This is a genomic window from Enterococcus sp. AZ103, from assembly GCF_051714685.1.
Classification (GTDB): Bacteria; Bacillota; Bacilli; order Lactobacillales; family Enterococcaceae; genus Enterococcus_A; species Enterococcus_A alishanensis.
On sequence record NZ_JBIOSI010000001.1, the window covers coordinates 2131696 to 2147948 of the forward strand.

15 protein-coding genes and 1 other annotated feature are annotated in these 16253 nt (G+C 34.1%); of the genes, 12 read left to right on the forward strand and 3 right to left on the reverse strand.

From position 1 onward, the window contains the following. The first annotated feature begins 4 nt into the window (after nucleotides 1-4). The 3 genes from ID741_RS10745 to ID741_RS10755 all read left to right on the forward strand — a co-directional run bounded on the left by ID741_RS10745 (nucleotide 5) and on the right by ID741_RS10755 (nucleotide 2376). Nucleotides 5-913: a M48 family metalloprotease gene (locus ID741_RS10745; RefSeq protein ID WP_438719971.1), complete on the forward strand. Its 909-nt coding sequence runs from the start codon at nucleotides 5-7 to the stop codon at nucleotides 911-913. Nucleotides 914-995: 82 nt separating this feature from the next. Continuing rightward, entirely contained in the window at nucleotides 996-1427 is a 432-nt protein-coding gene (locus ID741_RS10750; protein ID WP_218325170.1) for a universal stress protein, read from the forward strand. 106 nt (nucleotides 1428-1533) lie between these two features. Continuing rightward, nucleotides 1534-2376, forward strand: coding sequence for a GRP family sugar transporter (locus ID741_RS10755; RefSeq protein ID WP_438719972.1), 843 nt, complete (start codon nucleotides 1534-1536; stop codon nucleotides 2374-2376). 47 nt (nucleotides 2377-2423) lie between these two features. Here the strand turns inward: ID741_RS10755 and ID741_RS10760 are convergent, their stop codons facing one another. Beyond that, nucleotides 2424-2750 (reverse strand): hypothetical protein, encoded by a 327-nt coding sequence (locus ID741_RS10760; RefSeq protein WP_218325172.1) that lies wholly within the window; start codon nucleotides 2748-2750, stop codon nucleotides 2424-2426. Between the two features lie 180 nt (nucleotides 2751-2930). Here ID741_RS10760 and ID741_RS10765 point away from each other — a divergent pair, with 180 nt between their 5' ends. Continuing rightward, entirely contained in the window at nucleotides 2931-3362 is a 432-nt protein-coding gene (locus ID741_RS10765) for a universal stress protein (protein WP_218325173.1), read from the forward strand. Nucleotides 3363-3393: 31 nt separating this feature from the next. On the opposite strand, the gene ID741_RS10770 is transcribed toward ID741_RS10765, so the two are convergent. After that, nucleotides 3394-3789, reverse strand: a complete 396-nt coding sequence (locus ID741_RS10770; protein WP_218325174.1) for a hypothetical protein — start codon at nucleotides 3787-3789, stop codon at nucleotides 3394-3396. 316 nt (nucleotides 3790-4105) lie between these two features. Here ID741_RS10770 and ID741_RS10775 point away from each other — a divergent pair, with 316 nt between their 5' ends. The 3 genes from ID741_RS10775 to ID741_RS10785 are packed head-to-tail and all read left to right on the forward strand — an operon-like array spanning nucleotide 4106 to nucleotide 5899. Then, entirely contained in the window at nucleotides 4106-4306 is a 201-nt protein-coding gene (locus tag ID741_RS10775; protein ID WP_218325175.1) for a hypothetical protein, read from the forward strand. Between the two features lie 18 nt (nucleotides 4307-4324). Further along, complete coding sequence (locus tag ID741_RS10780) at nucleotides 4325-4804, forward strand: hypothetical protein (protein ID WP_438719973.1); 480 nt, start codon at nucleotides 4325-4327, stop codon at nucleotides 4802-4804. 54 nt (nucleotides 4805-4858) lie between these two features. Next, on the forward strand, nucleotides 4859-5899 hold the full coding sequence (locus ID741_RS10785; protein WP_438719974.1) for a C39 family peptidase: 1041 nt from the start codon (nucleotides 4859-4861) through the stop codon (nucleotides 5897-5899). 44 nt (nucleotides 5900-5943) lie between these two features. Here the strand turns inward: ID741_RS10785 and ID741_RS10790 are convergent, their stop codons facing one another. Next, complete coding sequence (locus ID741_RS10790; protein WP_438719975.1) at nucleotides 5944-6540, reverse strand: nitroreductase family protein; 597 nt, start codon at nucleotides 6538-6540, stop codon at nucleotides 5944-5946. Nucleotides 6541-6718: 178 nt separating this feature from the next. Here ID741_RS10790 and lepB point away from each other — a divergent pair, with 178 nt between their 5' ends. The 5 genes from lepB (at nucleotide 6719) to pheS (ending at nucleotide 16249) form a co-directional block, all read left to right on the forward strand. Then, nucleotides 6719-7261 carry a signal peptidase I gene (lepB, locus tag ID741_RS10795; protein ID WP_218325178.1) on the forward strand — a complete coding sequence of 181 codons (543 nt, stop codon included), beginning with the start codon at nucleotides 6719-6721 and terminating at the stop codon, nucleotides 7259-7261. 58 nt (nucleotides 7262-7319) lie between these two features. Next, on the forward strand, nucleotides 7320-10820 hold the full coding sequence (locus ID741_RS10800; RefSeq protein WP_438719976.1) for a PD-(D/E)XK nuclease family protein: 3501 nt from the start codon (nucleotides 7320-7322) through the stop codon (nucleotides 10818-10820). Further along, a complete protein-coding gene (gene addA / locus ID741_RS10805) occupies nucleotides 10813-14511 on the forward strand; it encodes a helicase-exonuclease AddAB subunit AddA (protein WP_438719977.1) in 3699 nt (1232 codons plus the stop codon). The genes ID741_RS10800 and addA overlap by 8 nt, the downstream gene beginning before the upstream one ends. Before the next feature lie 75 nt (nucleotides 14512-14586). Continuing rightward, nucleotides 14587-14916 carry a winged helix-turn-helix transcriptional regulator gene (locus tag ID741_RS10810; RefSeq protein ID WP_218325181.1) on the forward strand — a complete coding sequence of 110 codons (330 nt, stop codon included), beginning with the start codon at nucleotides 14587-14589 and terminating at the stop codon, nucleotides 14914-14916. A gap of 51 nt (nucleotides 14917-14967) precedes the next feature. Continuing rightward, nucleotides 14968-15163: a binding site (T-box leader), on the forward strand. A 42-nt stretch (nucleotides 15164-15205) separates the two neighbouring features. Further along, nucleotides 15206-16249: a phenylalanine--tRNA ligase subunit alpha gene (pheS, locus tag ID741_RS10815; protein WP_218325182.1), complete on the forward strand. Its 1044-nt coding sequence runs from the start codon at nucleotides 15206-15208 to the stop codon at nucleotides 16247-16249. The last annotated feature ends 4 nt before the right edge of the window (nucleotides 16250-16253 follow it).

Here is a 16253-nt window from a genome sequence, read left to right on the forward strand (position 1 = left end):
TTATTTGCAAAATAAACCACGCGTTGTTGCAAGTCAGTGGCTGTCATTGTTTTTTAGTGTAGCGACATTTTTTTTAATTAGTAGTAGCTCTTTGATATATCGAATTTTTCCTGCGGATTGGACTATTTTAAACACCATACGCAATCAGAGTTATGGACAAATCGTTTTAATAGGCCTTTTGATTTTTATAGTTGTAGCCGTGTATCAATTTTCTCCCTTATCAATTTATTTTAAAAGAAAACAAATTGGAGGTAGAACAATAAACGATCCTGCAGAAATTGAATTTTTGTCAGTTGTCAATGGGGCTGTTTATCAGCGATTACTAAAACGTTATCCAAATGCCAAAAAGGCTAGGTTGTGGATAATCGATGAACGGGAAATTAATGCTTTTGCGTTAGGTTATCGAGATATTTGTTTGTATCGTGGTTTGTTGCAGTTGGTAGAGGTGGACCAATTAGAAGCAATTTTGGCGCATGAATATGCTCATTTGTACCATCGTGACACATTAGGATTGTTGTTAATTCGTACCAGTTATGTAGCTTCGGCATTTTTATTGTTGTATATATTCCATTGGCTCATTGTGATAGTATTTTTAATTGGTCTTATTTTTAGTTTGTTATTAATAGGTAGAAGGAAAAATTTATTCAAAACAATAAGTAATTTTACTAGGAATTTGTTTTATCGTTACTATAAATTAATTCACTTTTTAATGGCGCAAGTAAGTAAGCAGCAAGAATATCGTGCAGATGAAACAGCCTTATATCTAGGTTTTGCGCAAGGATTGGAAAATTTCTTTTATTTGCTGACTGAGATGACTTATCAATCTAACAACAACTTTTTAAAAATGTTACAGTCCAATCATCCTAGTATTAAAGCAAGATTAAAAAATATTCGAAAAAAGATGGAAAGGTGAAGTTATGTTCATTTAGTGAACATAGCTTTTTTTACTGTTTTTTTTGCGAGGTGTTATAATAAAAGAAAAGGAGATGATCAAAATGAAAACTAGCTATCGAAATATTTTAGTAGCTCTGGACGGATCAGAACAAGCCGATAATGCTTTGTTAGAGGCAGTTGAGACAGCCAAACGAAATGATACCAAATTGTACTTAGTTTCTGTCATTGATGATAGTAATTTGTTGATGAATACAGCTATTCCCGTAGATAAAGTTATCGAGGAAGAGAAAAGTTCTGTTAATGCTGAATTGACAAAAAAAATTAAAGAAATCGATTATCCTAAAGCAGAAATTCTGATTGCTGTTGGAAATCCTAAAAAATATTTAACTGTAGATTTACCAAAAAGTCTAAATATTGATCTTATTTTCTTAGGAGCAACTGGTAAAGGTAGAATTGAACGTATCTTGGTGGGTTCCGTAGCAAATTATGTTGTCAATCATGCGCCGTGTAATGTTATGGTGGTCAGAGACTAAGTATTTAAATTTACAGTAATGATGACGTTACCAAAAAGGAATATTCTTGCTTTTTTTCTAGATTTGAGGTGTTATTAGGATACCTTAAATATTTAGGAGCAAGTTTATGAATATAATGATTGCATTAATCCCTGCGATTAGCTGGGGGCTTCAACCTTTGTTTGCGAAGTGGCTAGGTGGGCGACTGAGTAACCAAATTTTGGGAGTAGGTATGGGTGCAATGATTGTTGGTAGCGGGGTATATTTATCTATTTCACCAGAAAAAATTAGTTTTGGATCTTTTATGCTGAGTCTTTTATCTGGTCTTTTTTTCTTAGTTGGACAACTAGGGCAATTAAGAGCTTTAAAAATGATTGGTGTTACACAGATGATGCTTATTTCAGTCGCATCGCAATTGATTATTTCTGATTTAAGCCAATTGATTTTTAACGGGTTTAATGGAGTATCTGGATTAATACTGGTTCTTGTGAGTATTTTGATGATTGGTGCTATTTTTATATTAGCATTTAGGGATCTGAAATCGACAAGAAATAAATTCTTGCAAGCTTTGGTTATCATACTTTTTTCTAGTTTTAGTTTCAATTTGTATTTTTCTATCAGTAATGTAATTAATACTGGAAACTTTTCATTTTACTTTCCACAGATGGTGGGTGTGTTTATAAGTGCCATCGTTTATGTGTTACTAACCAATCCGAAAAGCTTTGTCCAAAAGAAAAGTTGGTATAATGTGATTATTGGCTTGTTAATTAGTGTATCAACTATTGGCTATCTTTTTTTAGATAAACTTTATGATCAAAAGATTAATTACCTTATTTCAGCCGTCGCGGTTGTAATCACCATGATGGGTGGTATGATTGTTTTTCACGAAGTTGAGCAAAGAAGATTAAAGTATTTTCTTCTAAGCGGTGGTTTGTTTGCACTAGGAAGTATTTTGCTTAGTTTATATTAAAAAATGCGCAAAACTGTATAAACAGTTTTGCGCATTTTTTGTAGGTTCTAAAAGAAAATAAAGTATACATTAATAGCATAGTAAATCAATAAACCTAAAGCGATTAGCATGGAGAAAAACGTAATCCAGACAGTCGCTTTCTTTCTTTTCTTGGGTTTCTTTTTTCTACGAGCCCGTCTACTCATATCTGGATCAAAATCAGATGATGTTTCGATTTTTTTGGGATGCAATAATAAGATAGCCAATAAATCAAAAAAGAATAATGCTTGCAACATCGTGGTGATTAAAAAGATAAGTTGATCGCCACCTACAATGCGGTAAATCAGCATCAAAAACATTGCGATATCAAGAATTAATGTAAGTAATAACGCCATAAATAGACTCCTTTAAACATTTCTACCTTTCACAGTATAGCACAAAAAAATTATCTGTCTTGCTGACAAGTAAATTTTATTGTCATTTATCAAAAAAATAAAACTTTTTCGATTTAAGAAGGTTCAAAAATGTTTTATCGCTTCATTTAGTCTATAATTAAATTTAAGGAGGGGATAGTTGTGAAAGAAGAATATAAAAATATTTTAGTTGCGGTAGACGGCTCTGAACAATCAACAGAGGCGTTTAAAGAAACAATGGCTGTTGCCAAAAGAAATCAAGCGAAGGTGACAATCTTAGCGGTGGTAGATGTAAAATACGCTTTTGGCGATCCTGCTTTTGTAAATGATTCTTTAACCATTCATACGAATAATGCCGAAATTGAAATTGATAAATTAATTGCAGAGTATGAGCCAGCACAAATCGATTTTGAAAAAGTAGTCCTTTCAGGGAGTCCTAAAAGAAAAATTGTTGATTATGCAGAAGAAAATGAAATAGATTTAATTATGATAGGTGGAACCGGTACGGGTGCAATCGAACAAATGGTAATTGGCTCAACAACTTCATATGTTGTAAACCATGCACCATGTAACGTGATGGTAGTAAAAAATTAGAAGCCAAACAATTTGTTTAGCTTCTATAAAATTATTTTCCTGCACCTTGTTTTAAGGCTGCAAGAACAAGATTCCCATTTGAAAAACCTAATTGAATCGGAAGTTCTTCTTGTCGAATCATTAAGGTAAGTAAGATGCCATTGATTTTTTTCTTACCGCTAATTTCAGTGGCTTGGTGCAAATTATAGCGATAACTTTTTTGTTTACTTAAAACATATAACGTATTTCCTGAAATACCATAAGCAGTCAAGCCTTCTTGTTTTTTTAGGCCGTAATATTTATGAAAACCGATGAAAGCAAAAGAAAAATCAACTTTAGGGAATTCATTTACGAATAAACTAAAAAGTGCAGTACCTTTTTCTTCATTCAGGTTATAGTTTACTTGGTATTTTTTGGTAAACTGGTAAAGTTGTTTGGCTGTATTCATTTAGCTCATCCTTTTTTATTTGTAATACTACAAGTATAGCAAAAAGATAGCGCCTTGCCAGTATGTTTTATTTAGAAAGAAATAATCATGAGAATTTGGTGGCAAAAAAAGACGATTTTTTTAAATAATAATCGTTCTTAAAAAAGCATAACATCAACTTGAAAGCAACTTTTTTATCAAAAAAAAGAATAAAAAAAAGATAAATCAATATAAATCCTGTGTTTTCGGTTGTAATGAATCTTGATGTCCGTTATAATTGCGAAAATACTTAACCAAAAGCTAGATAGTAGAAAATATCGATACTGGAGGATTTATTATGAATGAAGAAGAAATTGAATTAGGTAAAACATACCGTTGTCACCCTATTGGATTTATTGAAGATGTTGAAGGGGAAGTCGTTTCAAAAATGACAAACACTGCTGTTTTACGAATTGAAACTTGTAATCCAACAGATCAACTTCAATTGGAAGAAAAAGCTAAGATGGTGGTTGCTAGATATTCTAGCTTTATCTCATAAAAAGCAAAGGTGAGATTATTGAATTTTTTTACCATTTTACTATTAGTATTTACACTAGTATTGTATCTATACTTAATTGTAAACCGTCGGGCAATTATTATCCCGATAGCGTCATCAAAAAAAAGATACGTGATATATCCATTTTTGATGGGTGTATTTATCTGGGTGGCTGTAACCCAAGCAATAGATGTAGACCAGCGAATTAGAACTATTTTAGCTGGCTTAATCCTTTTAAGCTTTGTTTTAGATAAAAAGGGCCTAACAGAAGATCGATTGATTTTAAATAGTTTAGACTTGAAAGGAATTCCATTAGTAGAGATTGATAGAGTGGTTTTAATGGAAGATGAACTAACGCAACTTGTCAAGGTTAACTATTTTAGAAAAGATCGTCGCGGACCAGTCCTTTTGTTTGATGAAACTATTACCGAATTGGCTATCTTTTTTTCTACACATCTAAAAGAAGGTAGTAGATTAGAAATTGTAACTACGGAAGATTGACTTTTTGGTTAATCTTCTTTTTTTGTTATACTAATTATTAAAGGAGATGATTGTGTGAAGAAAATTTTTTGGAGTTGTTTTGCGTTGACTGCTTTTATTGGTATCGCAGTATTTGCTCAAGAAAATCAAGCAGCCACGTTATATCGTTTATACAATACCAATAGTTCTGAACATTTTTATACGATTCATAATGAGGAAAAGACAAACTTGATGCGTTCAGGTTGGCGTTATGAAGGAACTGGCTGGCAAACTACCGACACAGGACAATCCGTTTATCGGTTGTATAATGAAAATGCTGGCGACCATCACTACACTTTATCAGAGACAGAAAAAAATGATTTGATCAGCAAAGGTTGGAAGGATGAAGGAATTTCTTGGTATACACCAGAATCTGGAATCAATGTTTATCGTTTGTATAATAAAAATGCAAAAGCTGGGGCTCATCATTACACAACTAGTGTGACTGAGCGAGATAATTTAATCCATGCTGGCTGGCAAAATGAAGGAGTTTCTTGGAAAGCAACCGGTGAAGGAACGACAGTTAGTGATAGTGCATCATTAAATGCACCTTACATTAATCAAAACTCAGCAGGATATCCAATGGGTTGTGAAGCAGCAGCACTTTTGCAGGCGCTTCAAACAAAGGGACAAGCAAATAATTACAACTTGAGAAGCTTCATTGATGAGATGCCTCTAGCAGCAAATGGAAATCCTAACGATGGTTTTGGTGGTAGACCAGATCAAATTTTAAATGGTACATATCAATCAATCTATCCAAAACCACTAGCCGCTTGGGGAAGTCGTTACGGTAATGTTGAAAATATTTCTGACTATTCACCAGAAGAATTAAAAGAAGAATTACGTGGAGGAAATCCTGTGGTAGTTTTTGTCACTTTGGATTTTGCAGCTCCTCGTTATGGCAATTATTGGTGGGGAACTGGAATTAATAATGCTCATGTAATGACCTTAGATGGCTTTGATAATCATACCAATCGTTACCATGTATCAGATCCGAATGCTGGTCAATACTGGGTGGAAGGTCATGCTTTTGAAGCAAGTTACAATTTGACTCGCTATGCGGTAGTAGTAAGATAAAAAAAGTCATGAAGTAAATTTTCTTTTACTTCATGACTATATTTTTATTTAATGACTTTAAACCGATCTTCATCGTTCATAAATTCTTTTTCGCCAGCTTCTGCTTCTTTTGAACCAAAAACTAATTGGCCGCGTAATTCCCAGTTTGCCGGAATATTCCAAGTGCTTGCAACTTCTGCATCAATCAATGGGTTGTAATGTTGTAAGTTTGCACCAAGACCTTCTGCCGCTAGTGCAGTCCAGGTATTTGCTTGAGCGATACCATTAGATTGTTCTGCCCAGATAGGGAAGTTATTCGCATAAAGTTCGAATTGTTCTTGTAAGTTTTTAACAGTATCTTTTTCTTTAAAGAATAATACTGTGCCATAAGCGTTCTTAAAGCCCGCTAATTTTTCTTGTGTATTTGAAAATGCTTCTGCTGGTGTAACTGGTTTTAAAGCAGCTTCTACGATTTCCCATAATTTTTCATGAGCACCATCAAACAAAATAACTGCTCTTGTAGTTTGTGCGTTAAAGTCAGTGGGACTTAGTTTAACAGCTTCCTTGATCGTAGTTGAAATCTCTTCTTGTGATAAGTTAACGTTGCGTCCTAAAGCATAGATAGAACGACGATTTTTTAAGGCATCTAAAAATTGTGACATGTGAATTTCCTCATTTCTTTCTATTAATTACAAAACTCAATATATCATCTTACATTTAGTAAGTAAAAGAATATGCTTATCGATTTAATTCGAAAAATTTGTTAAATAGAGCTTGAAATAAGTCTATTTTTTAATGACTATGTTAAACTGTTATTATTGAATAATTGGAGGATGTTACATGAAGCTAAAAGAAGTGGTAAAAACTATTATATATTTTGTCATTTTGGCAGCTGTACTTTTTGGTTTGCGGCAATTTGTTTTTACCCCGGTGGTTGTAAAAGGAGATTCAATGGATCCAACCTTGATTGATGGAGAACGAGTTATTGCTTTAAAAAATACAGATGTGAAACGGTATGACATCGTTACTTTTCCAGCTCCAGACGAACCGGGAAAGAATTATATTAAGCGTGTGATTGGTTTGCCAGGGGATACTGTTGAGTATCGAGATGATCAATTATATATAAACGGAAAGAAATACAGTGAACCTTATTTAGATGAATATAAGAGTGAATTAACTGATGGAGAACCTTTGACTTATGATTTTACTTTAAAAGATTTATTTGGCTCAGATAAAGTGCCAGAAGGCAAATTATTTGTTTTGGGTGACAATCGACGTATTTCAAAAGATGGTCGTATTATTGGTTATATTGATGAAGACGATATTATGGCTGATGTGAAATTTGTTTTCTGGCCGATTAACAGAATCGGAACTATTGACTAGCAGATGTTTGCTAGTCTTTTTTTTTTATTGTTATAATGTAAAAAGAAGAGGTGAAAAAATGAGTTTACAATTTCTTAGAAGCGTTGGACAAAGTGATGCTGATCAAAAAATGGTCGAAGTTGCTGAAAGTTGGTTAAGTAATCATCAAACGGGCCGCGTTTTTTTTATTGTACCCAATTATAATAAATTCGAAAAAGAAATCCATTTGTTGCATTTGATGAAAGAAGCACAACAGACAGGGACTTTTAGCTCGATTAACCGACAAGTATTTAGTTTTAACCGTTTAGCTTGGTTTTTTTTGCAAAAAGATGGGAAAATCCCTGGTAATCAGTTGTCGGATGCTGGTAATGCAATGGTTTTAAGAAAAGTCCTAAAAGAAAAAGAAATGGACTTAGTCATCTTTAGAGGTGAAATTAATAAATCAGGTTTTATTGAAGAAGTCATGAAATTCTATCAAGAAATGCAAATAGGAAATCTGACTGTCGATGATTTATTATTGTTAGCCGAAAATAAAACGATTGATATTGGCTTAAAAATGCAAGATTTACAAACTATTTTATCTGCTTATGAAAAAGAGCTTGCTCAATATCAAGTCGAAAATAACGACCCATTGCAATTATTAAGTGAATATTTATCAGATAATAAACGCGTGGACGATTTGTTCATTGTCAGCGGTTTTACCAGCTTTACTGGAAAAGAAATGCAAGTATTAACAACATTAATGGCTCAAAGTCAACTTTTAGTAGCTTTAGAAGTAGATCAACCTTATGTTGACCAATTACCTAATCCACTAGAATTATTTTCAGTAACTGGCAAAACTTATTATCAGTTGGTTCAAGCTGCACGTAGTGAAAAAATCCCAATCCAGCTTGATTTAATTGCTGTCAATAAAAAAAATGTATTTAATCAGATTGGTGAATTTTGGCGCACACAAAAGCCTGAAAAATTGCAGGCATCAGCAGCAATTCAAATTTGGCAGACTACTACATTAGCTGAAGAAGTCAGACGAGTGGGTAATGAAATTCGACAGCTAGTAATTAAACAAGGATATCGTTATCAAGATATTCAAGTTTTAGTTCGCAATGATGATCGCTATCGCAGTGTTGTTGCAACAATTTTTAACCAATTGGCAATCCCTTATTATTTAGATGAAAAACAAAAAATGGCTGAACACCCTTTATTGGACTTTTTACAAGCCTTATTTTTAATTGATCAATACAATTACCAAATTACAGATGTCATTCGTTTGTTAAGGACAGAGTTATTTGTCCCTTTTGAATGGGCTACTAATACTTGGAAGCTAGAACAAAAAATCTTGCGAGAAAAAATTGATCAGACTGAAAATGTCGCTTTAGCATACAATTTCAAAGGCTTCTATTGGACGAGAGAAAAAGACTGGAAATTTGTGGACTATGATTTTGAATCTGGCGAATATCATGCAAATGAAACTATAGAAAATGACAGTAATTTAGTACGCCGAATGGTTCAAGAATACTTACCCCCATTTTTTGAAGAAATAAAGAAAGCGGAAAATGGTCGTACAGCAGCAAGTATTTTTTATCATTTTTTAGATCGAGTAGGTGTGAAGCAACAATTGTTACATTGGCGTGATCAAGAAGTTGAACGAGGATTCTTGGAAAAGGCTCGTAATCATGAACAGACGTGGCAAGCTTTATTAGATTTGTTAGATGAGTATGTATTGATTTATGGCGATGAAATTTTTGACTGGGATATTTTTCAAGAAATATTTGTCGCTGGATTAGTTAATTTAGATTACGGAAAAATTCCGACAACGATAGATCAAGTTCAAATTAATCGTTTGGATATTCGCGGTAAACAAACTAAGGTGACATTTGCTTTAGGTCTAAATGATCATGATTTTCCTGCACGCTTTGATGATACTGGTTTATTGACTGCCGATGAAAGAGAAGTTTTCAGTCAGGAATTACCAGAGGATAAGTTCTTACCAGAAGCCAATAGCCAAAAAATCATGAGTGAACCATACGTTGCCTATGGTGTTTTTTTATCAGCATCAGAAAAATTGTTTTTAAGTTACGCTACTATTGTAGAGGAAAGTAGTTATGGGATTTCTCCGTTTTTGAAAAGACTGAATGTAGGTTTAGCTATTCCTATTTATTCATTTGAAAATTTGAATTTAACAACAAATCCGGCTGAGTATGTCGGTACGTTTCGGACTATGATTAGTGATGTAATAAATTTGAATCGTCAGAGTAAAGACCAACAATATCCATTATCGGCAGCATGGGCCAAGCTTAGTCAAAGTTTGAAAAAAAATGCTGAAGTGGGCGATTTGGCTGGGAAAGTTTTTGCTAGTTTAACCGATTCAAATGTTCCCTTTGATTTGGGACCAGATATTGCCGGAAAGCTTTACGGAAAAGAGTTGTATGCCTCAGTTTCACGAATTGAGAATTTTTATAGTTGTCAGTTTAAATATTTTGCAAATTATGGGCTTAAACTAAAAGAGCGTTCATTATACGAATTGACACAAGCAGGAAAAGGCGACTTTTATCATGAAGCCTTAGATATTTTCTTTAAAAAATTAAATGAGAATGATTTAAATTTAGCAAAAATTAGTGATGAACAACGGCAAAAACTCGCTGATGACGTATTAGCTGAAGTTTTTGGTAAGGTAAAATTTGAAATTTTAAGCAGTTCTCCAAGGATGAACTATATTCGTTATCAATTGGCGAAAACGATTGAAAAGGTTAGCTGGGGCTTAATGCAACAAAGTAAACGGACAAATTACCAAACAGAAAAAACAGAGGTAATTTTTGGATCGCTTGCTGGTCAAAAAGGTATTAGGGGATTAGATCTGCCATTAGTAAATGGCGGAGCACTACATCTGCGAGGGAAAATTGACCGAATTGATACTGTGACAAATCAAGAAAATCAATGGTTTAGCGTAGTGGATTACAAATCTAGTCAACAAAGATTTAAGTTAACGGATGCCTATTATGGATTAGCATTGCAGCTAATCACCTATTTAGATGTAGCAATTACTGATTTTTCTGAAGGTAATAATAAAACAGTTAAACCAGGAGGTGCCTATTATTTCCACGTTCAAAATCCTACGATTAAACCGACAGATAATGTATCAGAGGAGACTTTAAAAGAATTTAAATATAATGGTCTGTTTGTTAAAGATGAAGCACTTTTTAAAGAGATGGATAAAGAATTGGCAGAAGGTGAGAAGTCTTCTCTATTTCCACTGGAAATGACAAAAAAAGGAGCTTACTCAATTGGTCGCAATCAGCAAACTTTCTATGATATAAACGAAATTGATTTGTTGAGAGACTATAATAAACAAAATTTAAAACAAGCGGGTGATCAAATTGTTTCTGGAGAATTGAAATTGAATCCGACTTTGGATAATGAGAAAAAAAGGGCTTGTGAATTTTGTCCATTCCAAAGTGTGTGTAAATTTGACGTCATGATGCCAGATAATCAGTATCACCGCTTTGAAAGAATGAAGCGGGAGGAAATTTTAGATCGGATGCTAAAAGACCTGGGAAATACGGAGGAAGAAGGCAATGAGTAGAAAAATACCTATTCCTGAACGAACAGCCGATGTGATGTTTACGGAGCAGCAATGGCAGGCAATTTATGATCAAGGAGACAATATTTTAGTTTCTGCTTCAGCTGGTTCAGGTAAAACAGCTGTTTTGGTCCGCCGTGTGATTGAAAAGATTCGTCAGCAAAATTTTTCAGTCGATGATTTGCTAGTTGTGACTTTTACTGAAGCTGCAGCTGCTGAGATGAAGGAACGCATCCAGCAAGCGATTCAACAGGCGGCTGAAGAGGCGAAAACTTCTGAAGAAAGAAATTATTTCAACCATCAATTAAGTAAGTTACCGATGGCTAATATCTCCACCTTACATGCCTTTTGTGCAAAAGTGATTCAACGATTTTTTTATTTAATTGATTTAGATCCAAATTATCGTATGTTAACGGATGAAACAGAAACAATCTTGCTGAAAGAAGAAGTATGGGATAGTATCCGTGAGCTAAATTATGAAAAAAAGGAAGTCGAATTTTATCGCTTGACTGAAAATTTTTCTAGTGATCGAGATGATCGTGGTTTAGAAAATTTAATTTTGTCCATGTACAATTTTGCTCGGGCCAACTCTGAACCGGAAAAATGGCTAGACTCGCTGTTAGAAAATTATCAGTTTGATGGAGAATTTGCTCACTCCAAAATTTTTACCGAGCAATTGCGACCTATGATTGTAACAGAATTAGATCGTGTGATTGAAAACTATCAATTGATGATTCAACGGTCGCAAGCGATAGGTGGTTTAACCTTAATTATTGAATTAGCAGAAGATGAACTAAATCATGTATTAACGGTTAAAGAAGCTTTATTAAAAGGGGACTTGGCAATTGCTTATCAAGTGATACAAGCAACTACCTTTAAGACATTTCCATCTACAAAGAAAGAAATAAAGGCTGTAAAAGAGGCCTATCCTGAAGAATTTGCGGAAATTCAAAATTTACGAAATTTGAATAAAGATCAGTTGCAAAAAAACATCCTACCGAATTATTTTTCTGAACCTTTTGAAATACAAGGTGAAATCTTAAAAGAATCGGAAAAATTAGTCAGTGGCTTAATCGAAGTAGAAAAAGCTTTTATCCAACAATTCTCAGAGAGAAAAATGAGTAAGAACTTGTTAGATTTCAACGACTTAGAACATTTTGCTTTGAAAATTTTAGAAACTGAAATTGACGGAGCCTATCCTGCTAAAAATTATTATTGGACTCAATTTAAAGAGGTTTTAGTTGATGAATATCAAGATATCAATCAACTTCAAGAAACAATTTTACAAGCAGTTAGCCAAGAGCATCCAGGAAATATGTTCATGGTTGGGGATGTAAAACAATCAATTTATGGTTTCCGTTTAGCTGATCCGACATTGTTTATTGAAAAATATGAAAGCTACCAAAACGATGTTGATTTTGATGGTAACCGAAAGATTATTTTGCCAGATAATTTCCGCTCTCGTAAAGAAGTATTGGATTTTACCAATTTGATTTTTAAACAAATTATGGATAAAGAGCTGGGCCAGATTGAATATGGTTCTCAAGAAGAACTGATTGCAGGATCCAAGGCTTTTCCTGAGTCGGATCATTTTTCAGCAGAGCTTTTAATTGCAGAACAAAAAGTCGAGGAAGATGACTTGATCGATGAGAGTGCGACTGCGGAAATCTATTTAGTTGCGAATAAAATTCGTGAAATGAAAGATCAAAAATTCCAAATTTTTGATAAAAAAATGGGTATTGATCGTGCTTTAGATTATCGGGATATTGTTTTATTGACGCCAACCCGAAAAAATCATCTAACTATTATTGACGTCTTTAAGAAAATGGGGATTCCGTTAAATGTAAATGATGCCCAAAACTATTTTCAAACAACCGAACTAAGAATTATTGTTGCATTAATGCAGATTATTGACAATCCTTTTCAAGATATTCCATTAGCTGCAGTTTTGCGGTCACCAATTACTGATTTGGATGATCAAGAGTTAGCAACGATTCGGCTAAAAATGGTCGAAGGAGATTTCTTTACGGCAATTAAAAACTATCAAGTCACTGAAGAAGATAAAATCAGTCAAAAGCTTGATATTTTTCTGAACCAATTGGATAATTGGCGGGAACTATCTCATCGTACGTCGATGGTAGATCTTTTATTGAATATTTATCAAGAAACAGCTTATTTAGATTATGTTTTAGGAATGCCGGCTGGTCAGCAACGACATGCAAATTTATTGGCATTAGTAGAACGCGCGAAGGATTATGAGAAGAGCAGTTATCGAGGCTTGTATCAGTTTATTCGATTCATTGAAAAAATGCAGGAGAAGTCAAAAGATTTGGCTGAACCGCCTGCAACAGAAACTGGGGATGCAGTGACAGTAATGACAATTCATGCCAGTAAAGGCTTGGAGTTTCCGGTAGTATTCTTATTAAATAGTAGTCGAAAAGCTAATTTAAGTGATTTACGAAATAAATATATATTTGACGAGCATGCCGGTATTGGCATAAAGTATTTAGATCCTTTTACAAGGGTAAACTATACAACAATTGCCTTTAAATTAATTGCCAAGAAAAAAAATAATAAATTATTGTCTGAAGAAATGCGAAAACTGTATGTAGCTTTGACGAGAGCTGAGCAAAAATTGTTCATTGTTGGTTCCTATGACAGTCAAGAAGCGGCATTAAAAAAATGGCAATTGGCAGCAACGAATGAAGACATTGTTTTAGACACCGCAATTCGTAATGGTCAAGGGGTCTTTTTAGATTGGATTGGGCAAAGTTTATTCCGTCATGCAACGATGGAAAATTATCAACAACAATATCCGATAAACCAAAAAAATTCACTTTACCATCATCCTGCAAAGTTTAAAATTACTTTTGCTAATGCTCAAGAAATTGCTCAGACAGCAAATAGTTATCAGCCTGTTTTTACAAAAGTTAAAGCAGATGATCAAGAAATTGATGTTAGCCAGATTTTACAACAAGCCGGCTATCAATATATTTTTCCTGAAGCAACGAAAACTACTAATTATCAGTCAGTTTCCGAAATAAAACGATTATACGATGACCCTGATAATCGAGAAGTATTAGATATTTCTGACAATCAAAATTTGAATCAAAATCGTTATCGCTTTACCGAGAACCAACTACCGGAGCCGCGATTTTTAGTCCAAACAGATGAAATTAGTTCGGCTGAAATCGGTACGGCAACACATTTGGTGATGCAATTGATCGATGTATCCACACAACCAACTGAAAAAAGTGTTCGGGTATTAATCGAATCATTGATTGCGCAAAAAAGTTTAAGCCAAGAATTAGCTGACAGCCTTTCAATAGAAAATATTTTAACTTTTTTTGAAACTGATTTAGGGAAAAAACTGTTGGCTACACCAGATTTACTTCATCGAGAAGAACCCTTTGCAATGTTGTTATCAGCAGATGAAATTTTTAAAGATTATCAAAATAACGACGAAATCTTAATTCACGGGATCATTGATGGCTATTTGGAATATCCAAATGAGATTATTTTATACGATTTTAAGACAGATTATTATAGTGAAAGTCGTGAACAAGAATTAATCAATCGCTATAAAGGGCAATTAACTTTGTACAAAGAAGCATTAGAAAAAGCCAAGCAAAAAAAGGTTAGTGAAATCAATTTAGTTTTTTTAAGAGGAAATAAAATCATTAACTTATTATGAAAAATAGAATTCTAAGCAACTTATACTTATTATTTGTAAGTGATGTGCTATAATTCGTACATCGAGGTGAGAAAGATGGCGGAATTACAAATGACTGAGTTCACACTTTGTCCGACATTTGAAAAGTGTTTTCAAATTTTAGGTAAAAAGTGGAACGGTCTAATCATTGATGTGTTATTAGAAGAAGGACCACAACGTTTTGTTGATTTAGCTGCCAAAATTCCAGAAGTAAGCGACCGAGTTTTAACGGAACGTTTAAAAGAATTAGAGGCGCAAGGAATTGTTGGCCGTGTGATTTCCTGTGAAGGTCAGAAGCGGATGGATTATTGTTTGACTCAAAAAGGATTGTCGTTAGAAAAAGTAATGTCAGAAGTTCATTCATGGGGTGAAACTTGGATGGCTTAAAGAACTTGCGTAAAAGGTTAATTTCTTGTAATATAAGATTTAATCGAATACGAAAAAGCGTTGATGGAAAAGAGTAGTTTTTTTAAAACTTTTCAGGGAGTATCTGCCGTAGACTGGAAGCAGATTAAGTCAAAGAAAAATGAAGTTCACTTCTGGAGCTTGTCTTTAAGACCGGCAAATTGCCGTTAGAATAAGTAAGAGCGCCAATAGGCGAATTAGGATGGTAACGCGAGACCTCGTTCCTTTAAAAGGAAAACGAGGTCTTTTTTTTGTGGAAAGGAAGAAGAAAATGGATTTACAAACGCAGTTAGAAGATTTAAAAACAGCCACACTTGAAAAAATTTCTGCTACTAAAGAGTTAGCTGAAGTTGAAAAAATTCGTGTGGAAACTTTAGGGAAAAAAGGACCAATCACTGAAGTATTACGAGGAATGAAAGATTTATCAGCGGAAGAACGTCCGAAAGTTGGCGCTTTTGCCAATCAGATTCGTGATTTATTAACAGAAGCAATCGAAGAAAAGAAAACTGTTTTAAATCAAGTCGCTTTAGAGGCGGCTTTAGCTAAAGAGACTATTGACGTAACTTTACCTGGAAAACAAATTTCTCAAGGGAGTCGCCACGTATTAACACAAATCATGGAAGAAATTGAGGATACTTTTGTAGGAATGGGTTATCAAATTATTGAAGGTAATGAAGTTGAAACCGATCATTATAATTTTGAACGGATGAATCTACCTAAAGATCATCCTGCCCGTGACATGCAAGATACCTTCTATTTATCGGATGATTTATTGTTACGGACCCATACTTCACCAGTTCAAGCACGAACAATGGAAGATCATGACTTTTCAAAAGGTGCCTTAAGAATGATTTCGCCGGGGAAAGTTTTCCGCAGAGATACTGATGATGCCACTCACAGCCACCAATTTCATCAAATTGAAGGATTAGTGATTGATAAAGGTATTACTATGGCAGATTTAAAAGGTACATTAGAAACTATGTTGAAAACATTATTTGGTGAAGATCGTAATGTGCGTTTACGTCCAAGTTATTTTCCTTTTACAGAACCTTCAGTTGAGGTAGATGTGAGCTGTTTTAAATGCGGTGGTAAAGGTTGTAATGTTTGTAAATATACTGGTTGGATTGAAATTTTGGGGGCGGGCATGGTTCATCCAAATGTTTTGGAAATGTCAGGTATTGACCCAACAATTTATTCTGGTTTTGCTTTTGGTTTAGGACCAGATCGTATTGCTATGTTGCGCTATGGCGTCAATGATATTCGAAATTTCTATCTCAACGATGTTCGCTTCTTAGAACAATTTAAGGGGGAGTAAGCAA